The following is an 18,479-nucleotide window of genomic DNA, read 5'->3' as shown; positions in this document are numbered from 1 at the left end:
AGTTCACAAGAAGGACACAAAACGTGACTATACTGAAAATACGAATTCACCAGAGAGGGGAAATAAAACATGGGATATTACGACGGACCAAATTTAAATGAAGAGCATAGTGAAACGAGAGAAGTGAGAAAATCAGGTAGTAAAAAAGGCTATTTCTTCACAGGTTTAGTGGGAGCTGTAGTCGGAGCGGTTTCGATTAGTTTTGCAGCACCATATATGCCATGGGCTCAAAATAATGGAGCGCCAGTATCATCATTTAGTTCGGATTCAAAAGTAGAAGGTACTGTAGTTCCTGTTGTAAATAAAGCGAAAAATGAAACTGATTTACCTGGTATGATTGAAGGGGCGAAAGATGTTGTTGTAGGTGTTATTAATATGCAACAAAGTGTTGATCCATTTGCAATGCAACCGACAGGTCAAGAACAACAAGCCGGTTCAGGATCAGGTGTTATTTATAAAAAAGCAGGAAATAAAGCATATATTGTAACAAACAACCACGTAGTAGATGGAGCAAATAAACTTGCTGTGAAGCTGAGCGACGGAAAGCAAGTTGATGCGAAATTAGTTGGTAAGGACCCTTGGTTAGACTTAGCGGTTGTTGAAATTGATGGATCTAATGTAAATAAAGTTGCCACTTTAGGTGATTCAAGTAAACTTCGTGCGGGTGAAAAAGCCATTGCAATCGGTAATCCACTTGGATTTGATGGAAGTGTAACGGAAGGTATAATCAGTAGTAAAGAACGTGAAATTCCGGTTGATATTGATGGGGATAAACGACCAGATTGGCAAGCACAAGTTATTCAAACGGATGCAGCGATTAATCCAGGTAATAGTGGTGGTGCATTATTTAACCAAAATGGTGAAATAATTGGGATTAATTCAAGTAAAATTGCACAACAAGAAGTTGAAGGAATTGGATTTGCTATTCCAATTAACATCGCAAAACCAGTTATTGAATCTCTTGAAAAAGATGGAGTAGTAAAACGTCCAGCTCTTGGAGTAGGTGTTGTTTCACTAGAAGATGTGCAAGCTTATGCAGTCAATCAATTGAAAGTACCGAAAGAAGTAACAAACGGCGTTGTATTAGGTAAAATTTACCCAATATCACCAGCTGAAAAAGCTGGTTTAGAGCAATATGATATTGTAGTAGCATTAGATAATCAAAAAGTAGAGAATGCTCTTCAATTCCGTAAATATTTATATGAAAAGAAAAAAGTAGGCGAGAAAGTAGAAGTTACATTCTACCGTAACGGTCAAAAAATGACGAAATCGGCTACTTTAGCAGATAATTCAGCTACAAAGAATCAATAATCGAAATAAAAGAAAGTCTCTTTCATATTGAAAGAGACTTTCTTTATCGGCTATACTAAAGGAATAGGAGGGATTAATTATGACAATTGAAAACCCAACTCGTACGGAAATTGGTGAAGTGTTAAAGAAAAGCAAAACAATTGCGGTTGTTGGATTATCAGATAAGCCAGAACGTACATCGTATATGGTTTCAAAAGCAATGCAAGATGCTGGATACCGCATTATTCCAGTTAATCCAACAGTAGATGAGGTGCTCGGAGAAAAGGCAGTTTCTTCACTAAAGGATATTAAGGAACACGTTGACATTGTAAATGTATTTCGTCGCTCAGAGTTTTTAATGGATGTTGCAAAAGAATGTGTAGAGATTGATGCAGATGTTTTTTGGGCACAATTAGGAGTACAAGATGAGGATACATATAAACTTTTAAAAGAAAAAGACTATACTGTAATAATGGATCGTTGTATTAAAGTAGAACATGCGATGACAAAATAGTATAGATTTAAAGGTAGAAAGATTGATTCAGCCCTCATTATAGATAAGTAGGGCCGATGAACGAGGTGTTCATCATGAGATTTTTTAAAGGCTGTTTTTGGGGATTGTTACTTGTAATCCCGTTTTGGATCTTGATCATTTGGATCATAATAAAGGTTTGGAATGTGTAATCTTGGAATACATATCCATTTCTCGTTGACAAACGATTATTTTTCTGAAATAGTAGCCTAGAGGAATCCTTGTGAGAAAACAAGGATTTTTCTATTGAAAATGGTATATAAAAGAGATAAGATAACTTGCCAAAACGATAGTCGAGGCGTTATTCTATAATAGAAACATATGTTCTGATTTTGGATTAGGAAAGGGGCAAGGAGTTTGGCGAAGCATCAGTTCCAATATAATGAAGATGCGATTCAAGTGTTAGAAGGACTTGAAGCCGTTCGAAAACGCCCGGGTATGTATATCGGGAGCACGGACAGCCGTGGATTGCATCATTTAGTATATGAAATAGTAGATAACTCCGTTGACGAAGCGTTAGCGGGATTTGGCGACGAAATTTCAGTCGTAATACATAAAGATAATAGTATTAGCGTTATAGATAAAGGGCGAGGAATGCCTACGGGAATGCATAAACTTGGGAAACCTACACCTGAAGTTATTTTAACTGTACTTCATGCCGGTGGTAAGTTTGGTCAAGGTGGTTACAAAACGAGTGGTGGTTTACACGGTGTTGGGGCATCAGTTGTAAACGCCTTGTCTGAATGGTTAGTCGTAACGATTAAGCGTGACGGAAATATTTATGAACAACGCTTTGAAAATGGTGGTATTCCTGTAACGACGCTTGAGAAAATCGGAAAGACGAAAGAATCTGGTACAACAATGCATTTCAAACCAGATACAACGATCTTCAGCACTACAAATTATAACTATGAAACATTATGTGAGAGATTACGCGAATCTGCATTCTTATTAAAAGGGATGAAAATCTCAATAAAAGATGAACGAAATGATTTAGAAGATGTCTTTCATTATGAAACAGGAATTGAAGCTTTCGTTTCCTATTTAAACGAAGAAAAAGATTCAATTCACCCAGTTGTATATTTCACTGGTGAACAAAATGGGATTGAAGCAGAACTAGCATTTCAATTTAACGATGGCTACTCAGAAAATATTCTTTCGTTTGTAAATAATGTACGTACAAAAGATGGTGGAACACATGAAGCTGGATTTAAAACAGCGATGACGCGTGTGTTTAACGAGTATGCTCGTAAAGTAGCACTATTAAAAGAAAAAGATAAAAACTTAGAAGGTACAGATATTCGTGAAGGTGTAGCGGCTATCGTTTCGGTACGTGTACCAGAAGAAGTGCTTCAGTTTGAAGGGCAAACGAAGGGGAAACTAGGTACAAGTGAAGCGCGTTCTTCAATTGATGCCATTGTATCTGAGCATTTAGCATACTTTTTAGAAGAAAATCCTGATGTAGCTACACTTCTTGTGAGAAAAGCAATTAAAGCAGCACAAGCCCGTGAAGCAGCCCGTAAAGCAAGAGAGGAAGCGCGTAGTGGTAAGAAAAAGAAAAAATCAGAAGGTACGTTAAGCGGGAAATTAACACCTGCACAATCACGTAACCCGCAAAAAAATGAACTATACCTAGTAGAGGGTGACTCTGCCGGTGGTTCTGCGAAACAAGGACGAGACAGACGTTTCCAGGCCGTATTACCGTTACGTGGTAAAGTAATTAATACAGAAAAAGCAAAGCTTGCTGATATCTTTAAAAATGAAGAGATTAATACAATCATTTATGCGATTGGCGGCGGTGTAGGAAATGAATTTGATGTTGAAGATATTAACTACGATAAAGTTGTAATTATGACCGATGCCGATACCGATGGGGCTCATATTCAAGTATTGTTATTAACGTTCTTCTACAGATATATGAAGCCACTTATCGAAGCTGGTAAAGTATTTATCGCACTTCCTCCTTTATACAAAGTAAGTAAAGGAAAAGGTAAGAGTGAGGTAATTGAATACGCTTGGTCAGATGAGGAATTAGACGGTGTAACGAAAAAAGTTGGAAAAGGCTATATGTTACAACGTTATAAAGGACTTGGTGAAATGAATGCGGATCAATTATGGGAAACAACAATGAATCCTGAAACGCGTACATTAATTCGCGTAAAAATTGATGATGCAGCTAGGGCAGAGCGCCGCGTTACAACGTTAATGGGCGATAAAGTAGAACCGCGCCGTAAATGGATTGAACGTAATGTACAGTTTGGTATGCAAGAAGAAGGAAATATTTTAGAAAATGAAATGATTATGGAGACGGAGGTGGAATAACATGCAAGCAGAGAAGTTTCATGACCTCCCGCTTGAAGACGTGTTAGGTGATCGCTTTGCACGTTATAGTAAATATATTATTCAAGATCGTGCACTTCCAGATGCACGTGATGGCTTAAAGCCAGTACAAAGACGTATTTTATATTCTATGTATGTAGAAGGTAATGTACATGATAAAGCGTTTCGTAAATCAGCTAAAACAGTAGGTAATGTTATCGGTAATTATCATCCACATGGAGATTCCTCTGTATATGAAGCAATGGTACGCTTAAGCCAAACTTGGAAAGTACGTAATGTTTTAGTTGAAATGCATGGTAATAACGGTAGTGTTGATGGGGACCCAGCGGCAGCGATGCGTTATACGGAAGCTCGTTTATCACCAATCGCCTCTGAATTATTACGTGATCTTGATAAAGAAACAGTTGAATTCGTGTCAAACTTTGATGATACGAGTGAAGAACCGGTTGTATTACCAGCAGCGTTCCCGAATTTATTAGTGAACGGATCTACAGGGATTTCCGCTGGTTATGCAACAGAAATTCCTCCGCATCATCTTGGAGAAGTTATTGATGCTACAATGATGCGTATTGATAAGCCAAATAGTACTGTTGATGATTTATTAACAGTTATGAAAGGACCAGATTTCCCAACAGGCGGTATTATTCAGGGGATTGATGGTATTAAAAAGGCGTATGAAACAGGCAAAGGTAAAATTATTATTCGCGGAAAAGCAGAAGTTGAAACAGTGCGCGGTGGGAAACAACAAATTGTAATCACTGAAATTCCTTACGAAGTGAATAAGGCAAACCTTGTAAAGAAAATGGATGAATTACGTCTAGATAAAAAGTTAGATGGTATTGCTGAAGTGCGTGATGAGACAGATCGTACTGGTTTACGAATTGTTGTTGAATTAAAGAAAGAAGCAAACGCCGAAGGTATTTTAAATTATTTATATAAAAATACAGATTTGCAAATTCCATATAACTTTAATATGGTAGCGATCAATAATCGTCGTCCAACACTTATGACATTACCGAAAATTTTAGATGCTTATATTGGACATCAAAAAGAGGTTATTACGAGACGTTCGCAATATGAATTAAGAAAAGCAGAAAATCGTCAACATATTGTAGAAGGTTTAAAGAAAGCATTATCGATTTTAGACCAAGTAATTGAGACAATTCGAGCTTCAAAAGATAAACGTAACGCGAAAGATAATTTAAGTGCAAAATTTGGCTTTACAGAAGCACAGGCAGAAGCAATTGTTTCCTTGCAATTATATCGCTTAACGAATACAGACATTACGGCGTTACAAGAAGAAGCAGATGAGCTTAATAAGAAAATTATTGAGCTACAGGCAATTTTACAAAGTGAAAAAAGATTGCTTCAAGTAATTAAAACTGATTTAAAGAGAGTTAAGAAAACGTATAGTGATGATCGACGCGCTATTATTGAAGATCAAATCGAGGAAATTAAAATCGATGTAGAAGTGATGATCCCACAAGAAGATGTCATCGTTACTGTAACGAAAGAAGGATATGTGAAACGTACTGGATGGCGCTCACATAATGCCTCAAACGGCAAAGACTTCGGTATGAAAGAGGGTGACATCTTACTTGAACGATTCGATACGAATACGACAGAGACAGTCCTCTTATTTACGAATAAAGGAAACTATATATATCTGCCAGTATACGAAATGCCAGATATTCGTTGGAAAGATTTAGGTCAGCACGTTGCTAATATCGTTTCACTCGACCGGGATGAAACAATCATTTGGGCAACGGTTGTACCGAACTTTGAGGAAGAAAAACGATTTATCGTATTTGTAACAAGAAATGGTATGATAAAGAAAACAGAATTAAATCAATATAAAGTTCAGCGTTATTCAAGAGCATTCGTTGCTGTAAACTTGAAAAAAGATGATGAAGTTGTCGATATATTTGCGACAGATGGAACGAGTGATATCGTTCTTGCTACACACGGTGCATATGCACTTATTTTCCATGAAGAGGAAGTAAGTCCAGTCGGTGTAAGAGCTGCTGGAGTGAAAGCAATTAATTTAAAAGAAGATGACTATGTCGCTTCTGGTAAACCGTTAAATGGTGACAAAGATCAACTTATTCTTGTAACACAGCGCGGTGCTGTAAAACGCCTAAAAGCATCAGAAATTGAGAAATCAACGAGGGCGAAGCGAGGTCTTGTTATTTTCAAAGAATTAAAACGTAATCCGTACCGCATTGTCGGTATTGAAATCGTTCGGGACGATGAATTAGTTTACATGAAGACAGAGAAAAACATTGTAGAAGAAATTGATCCGAAAGCGTATCGAAATAAAGACCGGTATAGTAATGGTAGCCTTGTGCTAGATGTTAATGATACTGGTGAAGTAGTAGAAACGTGGACGAAGAAAAGACCAGAATAAAGAGGGCATCTTGCTATGAATAGTAGCAAGATGCTTTTTTCTAGGCAATTTATTATGTAAATAATAATAATCTTGTTATAATAACTAAATGAAATCGTTCTCATAAAGTGAAACTTTAATCAATGGGGAGTTTCTTCATCCTCACTGATTATTAGTTGAACCAATCGGGCTTTAACAAGCAGTTGATTCCTCACCTAATGCCTTAGCTTTCACTGAATTTTGAGTTAGGAATCTTACTGCCCGTTAAAGCGGGACAAATGGAGGGGCAACATGAAAAAAATAGGTGTAGGGATTGTAGGATTTGGTTTTTCTAGTACGACATTTCATATCCCACTATTACAAACAATAGAAGAATATGATATTCGTGCTGTATTATCCTCAAAAGAAGAGGTAGTAAAAGAAACATTACCAAACGCTAATGTTGTTAGTACAATTGATGAATTGGTGAAGCGAGCTGATGTTGACTTAGTTGTTATTACATCACCTAATACAACTCATTTTCCATATGTAAAAGAAGCAATTTTAAAAGGTAAGCATGTTGTTGTAGAAAAACCATTTGTTGTCTCAATTGAAGAAGGGGAAGAGCTTATTTCATTAGCAGAGCAGCATAATGTAATGTTAAGCGTATATCATAATCGTCGTTTTGATAATGATTTCTTAACAATTAAGAAATTGTTAGGAGAAAACAGAGTAGGGAATGTATACGCATATGAATCGAATTTTGATCGTTTCCGTCCACATGTACGTGATCGATGGAGAGAAAAAAATCTACCAGGCTCCGGTATATTATACGATTTAGGATCGCATTTAATTGACCAAGCGTTATCAATATTCGGGAAACCAGATGCGATAAGTGCAGATGTAATAAAACAACGACCAGGTGCAGAGGTGGATGATTATTTCCACATAGTACTTCATTACGGAGTTAAACGTGTCATTTTACGTAGTAGCAGTTATGTGAAAAAAGCTGGACCACATTTTATAGTGCATGGAGAGAAAGGTTCTATCGTGAAGTACGGTATGGATTCGCAGGAAGAGCAATTAAAAAATGGAATGAAGCCAGGTGATAACGGTTATGGAGTAGACGATGAAGAGAATTTTGCTACTTTAGAAACAGAAGAAAGCTTAGAGCGTATTCCAACAGAAGTCGGTTGTTATGACAATTATTATAAAGGTGTACGAGATAGTATATTAAATGGTGAGGAACTACCTGTAACAGCAAAAGAAGGTTTAGATGTTATTAAACTGATTCAATTAGCGATTGAAAGCAGTGAAAAGGGTAGAGTCATTTCTATAAAATAAAAAGACACGAATTTCGTGTCTTTTTTATTAGGAATATGTGAATATGATTAATTAATTAGTTTAGTCGTTTATCATACATTAATTGGATTTGTATGCCATAAGGATCTTCAATAATACTATATGCTTCACTAAATATATTTTTTTCTAGCGGAGAGATTATTTTCACATGCTTATCGGAAATTAAATTATTATAAAACCGTTGTATTTCCTCTAAATTAGCGCTTTGAATGCAAAGTGACATGTTATTTCCAACGTTATAACGTTCATTATGCTTCATTGTATCTTCTGCTATCATTAGCTTTGTATTCCCAATTTGTAAAACAGAGTGAGCAATATGATCTTTATTTTCACTTGTAATTTTAAAAGAACTATCTCTTTTCGCCAGTTCTTCATACGTAACAATCATTAATTTTTTGGCTTCTAAATTACGTGTATAAAAGTTAATCGCCTCCTTTGCTTGCCCGTTCATTGAAAGAAAAATAGCTATCTCTAATGTCATAAATATATAACTCCTTTATTAGTTGATAATTATAATATAGATTAAAAAGGTTTCAATACATGATACCTTTTTGGGAGGGAAATATGAAAAAAACTGAACGAATAAATGACATGCTTATTTTCTTAAATAATAAAGGATATTTTAATTTAAAAGATTTAATGGCTAGATATGATATTTCTAAAAGTACTGCGTTGCGAGATATTCAATCATTGGAAGAAATAGGTGTACCCATATATTCTGAATTAGGTAGAAATGGAAGTTATAAAATTATAGAAAATAGTGTGTTATCGCCAATTTATTTTAGTGTGGATGAAATGTATGCGTTATACTTTTCAATTCTTACGCTAAATGGATACAAGACAAAACCATTTAATGTAGAAAGTATTGCGCTTGAAAATAAATTTAAACATGTATTACCTGATAATGTGAGTAAAAATATTTCAATTATGGAACGAACGCTTTCCTTTGAAGTAACAAATCATAGTAATTTTAGTCCGTTCTTAAAAGAAATTTTACAGGGAATTTTTGCTGAGCGAGTTTATCATTTAACATATTTAAAAAAAGATGAGGAGCAAGCATTGGTTGCCCAATTTATTCGAGTAGAATCTAAATTTGGCCAGTGGTATGCTAAAATCTTTGATTTTGAGACAAATCATGTTCAAATAATTAGATGTGATAAAATTCTTTCTATTGTGGAAACGAGCAATATTAATCCGAAAAATCTTGAAGAATTATTAAGTTATCTTACTACCTTTCACAGAAAGTCTGATGCAATTGATTTTAGCGTCATTGTTAATCAAAAAGGAAAGGACATTTTTGATAAAGAGAATTATCCTTCCATGAGGATGCAAAAGGAAAATGAAAATTACATTATAACAGGCTATTTTAACAAGCAAGAATTTGATTTTATTTCAAGTTATTTTATGAATTTCGGTGAAACGATTATTTCAATTCAGCCTGTTATGCTAAAAGAGTTAATCTATAATAAGGTGTTATCTATAAAGCGGCATTTAACTTCTTTAAGATAAAGTTAGTTTTAGCTATTTATTTGATATGAAAAAGCCCTTGAGATTTAAATATCCAAAGGGCTTTTTGGTGATTGTATTTGTTTTTTAGAAACAATTATTTTTCTGGGACGGACAGTCCATAAAAGAACATCGTGACGATATCTTGTATATGTTTTTCCCGATTTCCTTCAAGAAGTTGTGCCCCAAAATCATCACCTAATTTAGTAAACATTTGAATGTAAAGTAACATCATTTCTTTAGTAAGGTGTGGATTAATTTCGTTTTTGCGCTGAGCTCGTTCTAATATTTCTAAATACCAGGGTAGGATTTTTTCATTTTGATAACTATAAATAAACTTACGGAGTTCTTCGTCCCTTTGCATCATTTGTAGTAACATATCAGGTTGAAATAATCCGCCAGTATTCATTTTTCTTACAATCATTTTTTGCATCATATCATGAAAAGGTAATTTTTCTTCTGCAAGCTCTTTATAATATTGAAATTCAGATATGATAAATTCTTGTATAAGCTCCCTAAATAACGCATCTTTACTTCCGAAATGATTATAAATTGTAACTTGAGAAACGTTTGCTTCTTTTGCGATATGTTCTATTTTCACTTCATTAAATCCACGTTCTGAAAATAATACGAATGCTGCTTCTTTAATGGCACGCTTTTTCTTTTCTTTTACTCTTTCAAAGCCGTTCAATGCAATCACCTCACTTAAAATATACAAGAAAAAATAATGGAAAACAATAATTTTGAAATATGGACTAATAAATATTTCAAAAAATTGTTGCGAATATGGAAGATGAGGAGTACAATAATTTTGAAATATCACATATTCAATATTTCAAAAAATGAGGTGGAATTATGATTTCAGTTCAAGATGTCACAAAACAGTTTTCGAATGGAAAAGGTTTGTTTCATATTACATTTGATGTAAAAGAGGGAGAAGTATTTGGTTATTTAGGACCGAATGGTGCCGGAAAATCAACGACGATTCGTAATTTAATGGGATTTATAAAACCGACAGCTGGTAAAGCGACAATTTTTGGATTAGATTGTTGGAATGAAGCAGCGAAAATTCAAAGGGAAGTTGGTTACTTGCCAGGTGAAATTTCTTTTATTGAAGGAATGAATGGATTAGAGTTTTTAAAATTAATGCAGGGAATGCGTGGATTAAAGGATACGAAAAGACGAGATGAACTGATAGAGCGTCTGCAATTTGATGTGAAAACACCGATTCGCAAAATGTCTAAAGGAATGAAGCAAAAAGTAGGGATAGTCGCTGCATTTATGCATGATCCAGAGGTGTTAATTTTAGATGAACCAACATCTGGACTTGATCCACTTATGCAACAAGTGTTTATAGATTTAATATTAGAGGAAAAGCAAAGAGGAAAAACAATCCTAATGTCATCACATATTTTTACTGAAATTGAGAGAACTTGTGATAGAGTAGCTATTATTAAAGATGGTCGACTCGTAACGGTTGAAAATATTCACGATTTACAAAGTATGAGAAGACAGGTGATAGATGTAACAGTATCATCACAAGAAGAGATTGAGTCCCTTACAAAGTGTAATTTGCAATTTGAAGCGGTAAAAGGTAGAGAGGCATCTATCATTGTACAAGGAAACTATCAAACTGTTTTACAAACACTTTCAAACTATAATGTAACGGCACTTCAAACGAGAGCGATGGATTTAGAACATTTATTTATGCATTATTACGATAAGAAAGAAGGGGTAACGCATGAATAAGCAATTATTTTTAGCTAGTTTGAAAGAAACACAAAAAAGTATTTTGAGTTATGCGTCTGGTGCAGCTTTATATCTGTGGTTATTAATTTGGATATTCCCGTCAATGGTATCAGCGAAAGGGCTAAATGAATTAATAGCTGCCATGCCTGATAGTGTGAAAAAAATCGTTGGTATGGAAAGTCCGATTCAAAACGTAATGGATTTTCTAGCGGGCGAATACTATAGTCTATTGTTTATTATCATTTTAACAATTTTTTGCGTAACAGTTGCGACACATTTAATTGCTCGTCATGTAGATAAAGGAGCAATGGCATACTTGCTAGCAACACCTGTATCTAGAGTGCAAATTGCGATTACACAAGCTGCTGTTCTCATATTGGGACTTCTAATTATTGTATCTGTTACGTATGTAGCTGGGTTAGTAGGTGCAGAATGGTTTTTACAAGATAACAACTTAAATAAAGAATTATTTTTGAAGATAAATGTAGTCGGAGGGCTCATATTTTTAGTCGTTAGTGCGTATTCATTTTTCTTTTCTTGTATATGTAATGACGAAAGAAAAGCACTAAGTTATTCAGCGAGTTTAACTATTTTATTTTTCGTATTGGATATGGTGGGGAAGTTAAGTGATAAGTTAGAATGGATGAAAAACCTATCATTATTTACGCTGTTTCGTCCGAAAGAAATTGCTGAAGGATCATATAATATATGGCCGATAAGTATAGGTTTAACTACTGTAGCGCTTTGTATTTTTATCGTAACGATTGTAGTATTTAGGAAGAGGGATTTACCGTTATAGAGTAGAAAGTCCACTGAGAAAGTGGGCTTTTTTTATTTGTAAATTTAAACTAGTATGTTTATCACATAACACTTATAAAGGATATTTATCTTTTTAATTACAGGAATATTCAAAAAAATGAACCTTTTTCTAGGTTCATACGTCTAATACATGTAAAGTTAAATTGGAAGTGATGAAGTGAGGATGAAACAGGAGGAGCAATTGTGAAAGTAATCCCTTTATATAAAATGATTGTAAAAGAAGAAACGGATGTTTCTTTAGCGAAAAAAGGTGATCATGAAGCCTTTATAGCGCTTATACATACAGAAAAAGCGAAGATGTATCGAATAGCAAAGGCGATGTTACGTGATGAGACAAATATAGAGGATGCGATACAGACAACAATTTTAAAAGCCTATGAAAATATAAAAAAATTAAAAAAAGAAGAATTTTTTCAAACTTGGTTAATTCGAATACTAATAAATGAGTGTAACAATATTATTAGAGCGTATAAAAATGTAATTGTGACAGAAGAGAATGATTACAATATGAGTGTTTGTGATCAGTATGAAGATATAGATTTGTGTAATGCGATTCAATCGTTACATGAAGAATTAAGAGCTGTTACGGTGCTTTATTACTATGAAGACATGCATCAAGAGAGTATAGCAAAGCTGTTAGAAATACCGGAAGGAACAGTGAAATCAAGATTATCACGTGCGAGGGAACAACTACAAAAACGATTAAAGATGGAATAGGGGGTGTAAAGGATGGATAATGAAAAATTATTTGATGAGAAATTAAAAAAGAGAATAAAAGATGAAAATGTTATAGTACCTCCAGAGTTAAATGAAAAGATTAATAGCAAGCTACATAATCTTAAGGTAAAAAAGAAGAGTTACAAAATTCATATGATGATAATTAGTACAGCGGTTTGTATACTTTCAGTGGTATCTATGTCTGAGTTTTCTATACAAAGTTTTGCGCAAAATGGTGGAGTATTTGAATATGTAAAGAAAAAAGCGTTTTCTGATTATGAAAATGAAGAAGAAATAAAATCGAATGTACATTATCCAGATAAAGAAAAGATTCATCAAAAAATGCTAGATTCTATTGATTATTTTAAAAATATTTCAGGACAATTTGAGGAATATTCTAGCTCATCAAGAATTGCTACAACATATAAGTATGCGATTGATACGGAGAAACAAAGAGGTATCTCTTCGAAAGAAGATAAACTAGCCAAAAAACGAACAATTATATATAACGAGGGGAAGAAAAAAGAATTTGATGATGAGAAGTATACTTATAAAGAGAAAAAATGGAACCCGAAAGAAAGAAACAATGAACTATTAAAATTAAATCCTACGGAAAGGTTAGTGAGAAAATCAGATGAGAAAAAGAGATATGATGATGAATATGTAGGGCTAGCTAAATATAGTATTCAATCAGAATTCGCAGATTTATTAATTCGATATAAAGATTGGAATTATAAAGAAACGAAATATCTTGGATTAGATTGTTACAAAATTGAAGGAGTTATAAACATAGAGATGCCTGTTAGCACCTCTGAAGATTTAAGAGGGAAATTCGAAATGGTTGTGGAGAAAAATACAGGGGTTATGTTGAAATTTCTTAGTTTTCAAGAAGGCTTGATTCAATATTCAGTTACGACTGAATGGATACAAATAGATAAGGGATTGAAAGAAAGTATGTTTCAAAAGGATAGTGCTAAATATGAAAAAATGAAAAACATATTGGATGAATAGAAACAGGAGGAGAGTAAATGGGTAATCATTCATCTTTAAGAGAAGAGAAAAATAAGCAAAAATATAAAAAGAAAACGATAATAAGTTTACTACTGGCGGTATTACTATTTGGTGGAATTGGCTATGGAGCCTATGTATATATGAAAACTTCTAGTCTTGTACAAAAATCTAATTTGAATTTAGCACGAGGTGAAAAATCCAATTTACGTGAGAAATCTGTAAAGCCAATTGCAAATCATGTTTCACTTTTAATTATGGGAATTGATGAAAATCAAGAACGACAAAAGGAATATAATGGTGCATTTCATACAGATGCATTATTGTTAGCGACTTTTAATAAAGACGATAAAACAGTGAAATTAACGAGCATACCGCGTGATACATATACATATGTTCCAGTTGAAAAGAAAAAAGATAAAATAACCCATGCATATGGAAGTGGTTTCGTTAAAAATGGTAAAGATGGAGGACCGCAAGCTTCTGTGGAAGCAGTAGAAAAATTGTTACAGGTGCCTGTTGATTATTTTGTGAAATTTAATTTTGGTTCCTTTACTAAAATTGTTGATGGGTTAGATGGTATTGAAGTGGATGTCCCAGTTGAATTTACGGAGCAAAATAGTAAAGATGAACCTGATGCGATTCATTTGAAAAAAGGATTACAAAAATTAAATGGGGAAGAAGCACTTGCACTAGCAAGAACGCGCCATATTGATAGTGATGCAATGAGAGGACAGCGCCAACAACTTGTTATTGAAGCGATTTTAAGTAAATTAAAAAGTGTAGGATCGATTACGAAGCTAGAAAAAATAGTTGAGGCGGTTGATGGTGATTTTAAAACAAATTTAGTAATGGATGATATTTTATCTTTTTATAAATACGGTTTAAACGGTTCATTTGAAAAAATACAATTAGCTGGTGATGATTTATACTTACCTAATGGCCCAAACGGGCAACGTGTATATTATTATAATCCTAATAAAAAAGATCTACAGAGTTTGAGTAATACTCTTAGAACACATCTAGGATTAAGTGAAAAAAAGATTGAGGAGAATTAAAGCAGATGTAATGTCTGCTTTTTTATTATGTTAAATAGTATGTCTTTTATTCGTAAATATTATATACTATTTTCAATTTTAAGATAATAGTGTAACATAAAATTATAGTTTAAGTTAAATAACAGGGGGGCTATTACATAGAATATATCATTAGCAATTATTGAAATAGTATGGGAGAAATGAAAATACAGGGGAGTATCAAAAATGAGAATCGTAAAGAATTTAACATTCCAAGTTATTGTGGCCATTATTTGTGGTATTGCAGTAGGGGCAATTTGGCCGAGTGTTGGACAACAAATGAAGCCAATTGGTGAAACATTCATCAATATGATTAAAATGGTTATTGCACCGATTATCTTTTTAACAATTGTGCTCGGTATTGCAAGTATGGGAAGTATGAAAAAGGTAGGCCGTGTTGGTGGGAAGGCACTATTATATTTTGAAATTGTTACAACAGCGGCTTTAATTATTGGTATCATCGTAGCGAATGTTGTACGTCCAGGAGATGGATTAGATCCCTCAAAACTAAAGGGCGGAGATGTTTCACAATATGTACAAAGCGGACAAGAAATGAAATGGATGGATTTCTTTTTACATATCGTGCCGTCTAACATGTTTGAAGCATTTGCCAAAGGTGATATTTTACAAGTTCTGTTCTTCTCCATTTTATTCGGCGCAGGGTTAACGATGTTAGGGAAAAATGGACAACCGGTTATTGACTTTTTTGAAAGATTATCGAAAGTATTTTTTAACATTTTATCAATTGTAATGAAATTAGCACCGGCTGGAGCATTCGGTGGGATGGCATTTACAATTGGGAAGTATGGTTTAAGCACGCTCATACCACTTGGTAAATTAATGATTTGTGTATATGCGACAATGGTATTATTTGTTTTTATTGTTTTAAATTTTATTTGTAAACTGTACAAATTTAGTTTGTGGAAATATTTAGCGCATATTAAAGAAGAATTACTTATTGTTCTCGGGACATCATCGTCAGAATCAGTACTGCCGCGGATGATGACAAAGATGGAAGACTTCGGGTGTTCGAAACCGGTAGTAGGTTTAGTCATTCCAACAGGCTATTCTTTTAACTTAGATGGAACAACGATTTATTTATCAATGGCAACTATATTTTTAGCACAAGTTTTTCACGTTGATCTTTCACTAGGTCAACAATTAACTATAATAGCTATTTTGTTAGTTACATCTAAAGGAGCAGCGGCAGTAACCGGTGGGGGATTCATTGTACTAGCATCTACTCTATCTGCAATGAATGTTATCCCATTAGAAGGTTTAGCGTTATTACTTGGTGTAGATCGTTTCATGTCAGAAGCACGTGCTATCGTTAATTTAATTGGTAACGGTATTGCAACTGTAGTTGTTGCGAAAAGTGAAAATGAATTTGATGATGAGAAGTATACGAGAGTAGTAGAGGAAATGAAAAGAGAAAAAATGGTCGGGTAAAAAGTCAGCTTTGCTGACTTTTTTATTTTTGTAGAAAAGATGTTTTTAGATATATGCATTATTTATTAGCAATAATTAACAAGTATTCAAGTGGTAAATGAGATGAAAGTGATTAAAACAACGGATGTGTATGAATGCGAAATAAGGTTTGAACAAAATATGGCATTTTTATGAATATTACTGTAAAAAAATAATTTTTTAAAAATTTTCAATAATAATACTTTACAAAAATTAAAAAATTAGTAGAATAAGAATTAGTAAGAATCGTCTGATAAATATATAGAGAAAAACAGAATTATCAGAAAATTCTTTAATAGCTATCGTTAAGAATTAGGGAGGGTACAAAATGAAAAAGAAACAAATGAAAAAACTAACAGCAGTTGTAGCACCGGTTTTAGCAATGAGCATGGCGTTAACAGCATGTTCTACATCAGGTGGAGATAAGAAGACAAGCACAAACTCAAGTGGAGATAGCAAGTCAGAGGGAAAATTAGCGGCAAAACAAGTGTTGAATCGAACAGTAAACCAAGAGATTCCAACGATGGATTCTTCTAAATCAACAGATACAGTATCTTCACAAATGCTAGGGAATACGATGGAAGGATTATATCGTCTTGATAAAGATAATAAGCCTATTCCAGCTGCAGCAGAATCTAGCACGAAAAGTGAAGATGGTAAAAAATATACATTTAAACTACGTAAAGATGCAAAATGGTCAAATGGAGATCCAGTAACGGCGAAAGATTTCGTATATGCTTGGCAACGTCTATTAGATCCAAAAACAGCTGCTGAGTATGCATTTATCGCATTCCCAATTAAAAATGCAGAAGTGGTTAATAAAGGTGAAAAACCTGTAGCTGAATTAGGAGTGAAAGCGGTAGATGATCTTACGCTTGAAGTTGAATTAGAGCAAGCGGTACCGTACTTCTTAAACTTAGTAGCATTCCCATCGTACTACCCATTAAATGAAAAATTCGTAAAAGAAAAAGGGGAGAAGTTCGGTATAGAGTCTGATACAACAGTTTATAATGGACCGTTCGTTCTTAAAGATTGGAAGCATGAACAAGGATGGCAATTAAAGAAAAATGATCAATATTGGGATAAAAAGACTGTAAAACTTGAAGAAGTTAACTTCAGTGTTGTTAAAGAACCAGCAACTCTTATCAATTTATATGATAGCGGTCAAGTTGACTTTGCTTTATTAACTGGAGAGTTCGTAGATAAATATAGAAGCAAGAAAGATGAATTTGGCACATATTCACAAGTGAGTACGTATTTCATTCGTATGAACCAAAAACGTGATGGACAAGACACGCCATTAAAGAGCAAAAAATTACGTGAAGCAATTGCGCTATCAATTGATAAAAAGAATTTAGCAAATGTAATTTTAAATGATGGATCAAAAGAAGCTGACTTCTTAGTACCAAAAGGATTAGCAACTGGACCGGACGGTAAAGATTTCCAAGAAACATTTAAAAATGGTTTGAAACCAAATCCTAAAAAAGCTGCTGCAGCTTGGGAAGAAGCGAAAAAAGAACTTGGAAAAGATCAAGTTACGATTGAATTCTTAAACTACGATACTGGTAATGCGAAAAAAGTTGGCGAATATATTAAAGATCAGATTGAGAAAAACTTAAAAGGTGTAACAGTTAATATTAAACTTCAACCATTTAAGCAAAAACTAAAATTAGAGACTGAACAACAATATGATATTTCGTATGGCGGATGGAATCCGGATTATGCAGATCCAATGACGTTCTTAGATATGTTTGAGACTGGACATTCTCATAACCAAATGAGCTTCTCTGACCCTAAATATGACGGCATGGTGAAAAAAGCTGGAACGGAATTAATGAGCGATGCGAAAAAACGTTGGGAAGAGTTAGGAAAAGCTGAAAAAACATTACTTGAAGAAGATGTAGCGATCGTACCTTTATATCAACGTGGAGATTCTTATGTTTTACAACCAAATGTAAAGGGAGTAGTAAAACATAATATCAGTCCAGAATTTAGCTTTAAGTGGGCATATGTAACTGAAAAATAATAGAGTTAAAAAAGCATTTCAAAGTAGCTAAGCTACTTTGAAATGCTTTTTTTGAGCTTAAAATACTAATTTTTAGTATGGTTAAATAGAGGAGAATAAGGTGTATAGTATGTACATATAGTAGATGGGGGATAAATCCTACTAAAATTAAAGAGTCGGAATATTTAAAATTAAACTATTTACAAATGCGAAAAAAAGAGTAGAATAACATTAGTTGTAATT

General features: G+C 33.9%; 15 protein-coding genes. 13 read left to right on the top strand and 2 right to left on the bottom strand.

Annotated features, from left to right (window positions below; genetic code table 11):
• Positions 1–69: 69 nt before the first annotated feature.
• From ACTFO4_RS20295 to ACTFO4_RS20275, 5 genes are all read left to right on the top strand, one after another.
• Positions 70–1,311 (top strand): S1C family serine protease, encoded by a 1,242-nt coding sequence (locus ACTFO4_RS20295; RefSeq protein WP_000542646.1) that lies wholly within the window; start codon positions 70–72, stop codon positions 1,309–1,311.
• Between the two features lie 79 nt (positions 1,312–1,390).
• A complete protein-coding gene (locus tag ACTFO4_RS20290; protein WP_440014109.1) occupies positions 1,391–1,804 on the top strand; it encodes a CoA-binding protein in 414 nt (137 codons plus the stop codon).
• Between the two features lie 375 nt (positions 1,805–2,179).
• Positions 2,180–4,144 carry a DNA topoisomerase IV subunit B gene (gene parE, locus ACTFO4_RS20285; protein ID WP_001062193.1) on the top strand — a complete coding sequence of 655 codons (1,965 nt, stop codon included), beginning with the start codon at positions 2,180–2,182 and terminating at the stop codon, positions 4,142–4,144.
• A 1-nt stretch (position 4,145) separates the two neighbouring features.
• Complete coding sequence (gene parC, locus ACTFO4_RS20280; protein ID WP_001147464.1) at positions 4,146–6,569, top strand: DNA topoisomerase IV subunit A; 2,424 nt, start codon at positions 4,146–4,148, stop codon at positions 6,567–6,569.
• A 270-nt stretch (positions 6,570–6,839) separates the two neighbouring features.
• Positions 6,840–7,871, top strand: coding sequence for an oxidoreductase (locus ACTFO4_RS20275; protein ID WP_017673167.1), 1,032 nt, complete (start codon positions 6,840–6,842; stop codon positions 7,869–7,871).
• 55 nt (positions 7,872–7,926) lie between these two features.
• Here ACTFO4_RS20275 and ACTFO4_RS20270 read toward each other — a convergent pair whose 3' ends face one another.
• On the bottom strand, positions 7,927–8,370 hold the full coding sequence (locus tag ACTFO4_RS20270) for a VOC family protein (RefSeq protein WP_017673166.1): 444 nt from the start codon (positions 8,368–8,370) through the stop codon (positions 7,927–7,929).
• 59 nt (positions 8,371–8,429) lie between these two features.
• Here ACTFO4_RS20270 and ACTFO4_RS20265 point away from each other — a divergent pair, with 59 nt between their 5' ends.
• On the top strand, positions 8,430–9,398 hold the full coding sequence (locus tag ACTFO4_RS20265) for a helix-turn-helix transcriptional regulator (protein ID WP_031312154.1): 969 nt from the start codon (positions 8,430–8,432) through the stop codon (positions 9,396–9,398).
• 94 nt (positions 9,399–9,492) lie between these two features.
• Here ACTFO4_RS20265 and ACTFO4_RS20260 read toward each other — a convergent pair whose 3' ends face one another.
• On the bottom strand, positions 9,493–10,095 hold the full coding sequence (locus tag ACTFO4_RS20260; protein ID WP_128809258.1) for a TetR/AcrR family transcriptional regulator: 603 nt from the start codon (positions 10,093–10,095) through the stop codon (positions 9,493–9,495).
• Between the two features lie 155 nt (positions 10,096–10,250).
• On the opposite strand from ACTFO4_RS20260, the gene ACTFO4_RS20255 reads away from it, so the two are divergent.
• The 7 genes from ACTFO4_RS20255 to ACTFO4_RS20225 all read left to right on the top strand — a co-directional run bounded on the left by ACTFO4_RS20255 (position 10,251) and on the right by ACTFO4_RS20225 (position 18,257).
• Positions 10,251–11,144, top strand: a complete 894-nt coding sequence (locus tag ACTFO4_RS20255) for an ABC transporter ATP-binding protein (protein WP_000626569.1) — start codon at positions 10,251–10,253, stop codon at positions 11,142–11,144.
• Entirely contained in the window at positions 11,137–11,943 is an 807-nt protein-coding gene (locus tag ACTFO4_RS20250) for an ABC transporter permease subunit (protein ID WP_017673163.1), read from the top strand. Before ACTFO4_RS20255 ends, ACTFO4_RS20250 begins: the two co-directional genes overlap by 8 nt.
• 203 nt (positions 11,944–12,146) lie before the next feature.
• Positions 12,147–12,680, top strand: coding sequence for a sigma-70 family RNA polymerase sigma factor (locus ACTFO4_RS20245; protein ID WP_061457581.1), 534 nt, complete (start codon positions 12,147–12,149; stop codon positions 12,678–12,680).
• Between the two features lie 12 nt (positions 12,681–12,692).
• Positions 12,693–13,691 carry a hypothetical protein gene (locus tag ACTFO4_RS20240; protein WP_017673162.1) on the top strand — a complete coding sequence of 333 codons (999 nt, stop codon included), beginning with the start codon at positions 12,693–12,695 and terminating at the stop codon, positions 13,689–13,691.
• Between the two features lie 17 nt (positions 13,692–13,708).
• Positions 13,709–14,746 carry an LCP family protein gene (locus ACTFO4_RS20235; RefSeq protein ID WP_017673161.1) on the top strand — a complete coding sequence of 346 codons (1,038 nt, stop codon included), beginning with the start codon at positions 13,709–13,711 and terminating at the stop codon, positions 14,744–14,746.
• A 204-nt stretch (positions 14,747–14,950) separates the two neighbouring features.
• Positions 14,951–16,213, top strand: coding sequence for a dicarboxylate/amino acid:cation symporter (locus tag ACTFO4_RS20230; RefSeq protein ID WP_017673160.1), 1,263 nt, complete (start codon positions 14,951–14,953; stop codon positions 16,211–16,213).
• A gap of 346 nt (positions 16,214–16,559) precedes the next feature.
• Positions 16,560–18,257 (top strand): peptide ABC transporter substrate-binding protein, encoded by a 1,698-nt coding sequence (locus ACTFO4_RS20225; protein ID WP_000730151.1) that lies wholly within the window; start codon positions 16,560–16,562, stop codon positions 18,255–18,257.
• Positions 18,258–18,479 lie beyond the last annotated feature (222 nt).

Source organism: Bacillus cereus group sp. MYBKT14-1 (assembly GCF_051915185.1).
GTDB classification, from domain to species: domain Bacteria; phylum Bacillota; class Bacilli; order Bacillales; family Bacillaceae_G; genus Bacillus_A; species Bacillus_A cereus.
This window is presented reverse-complemented; position numbering and strand designations above follow the sequence as displayed.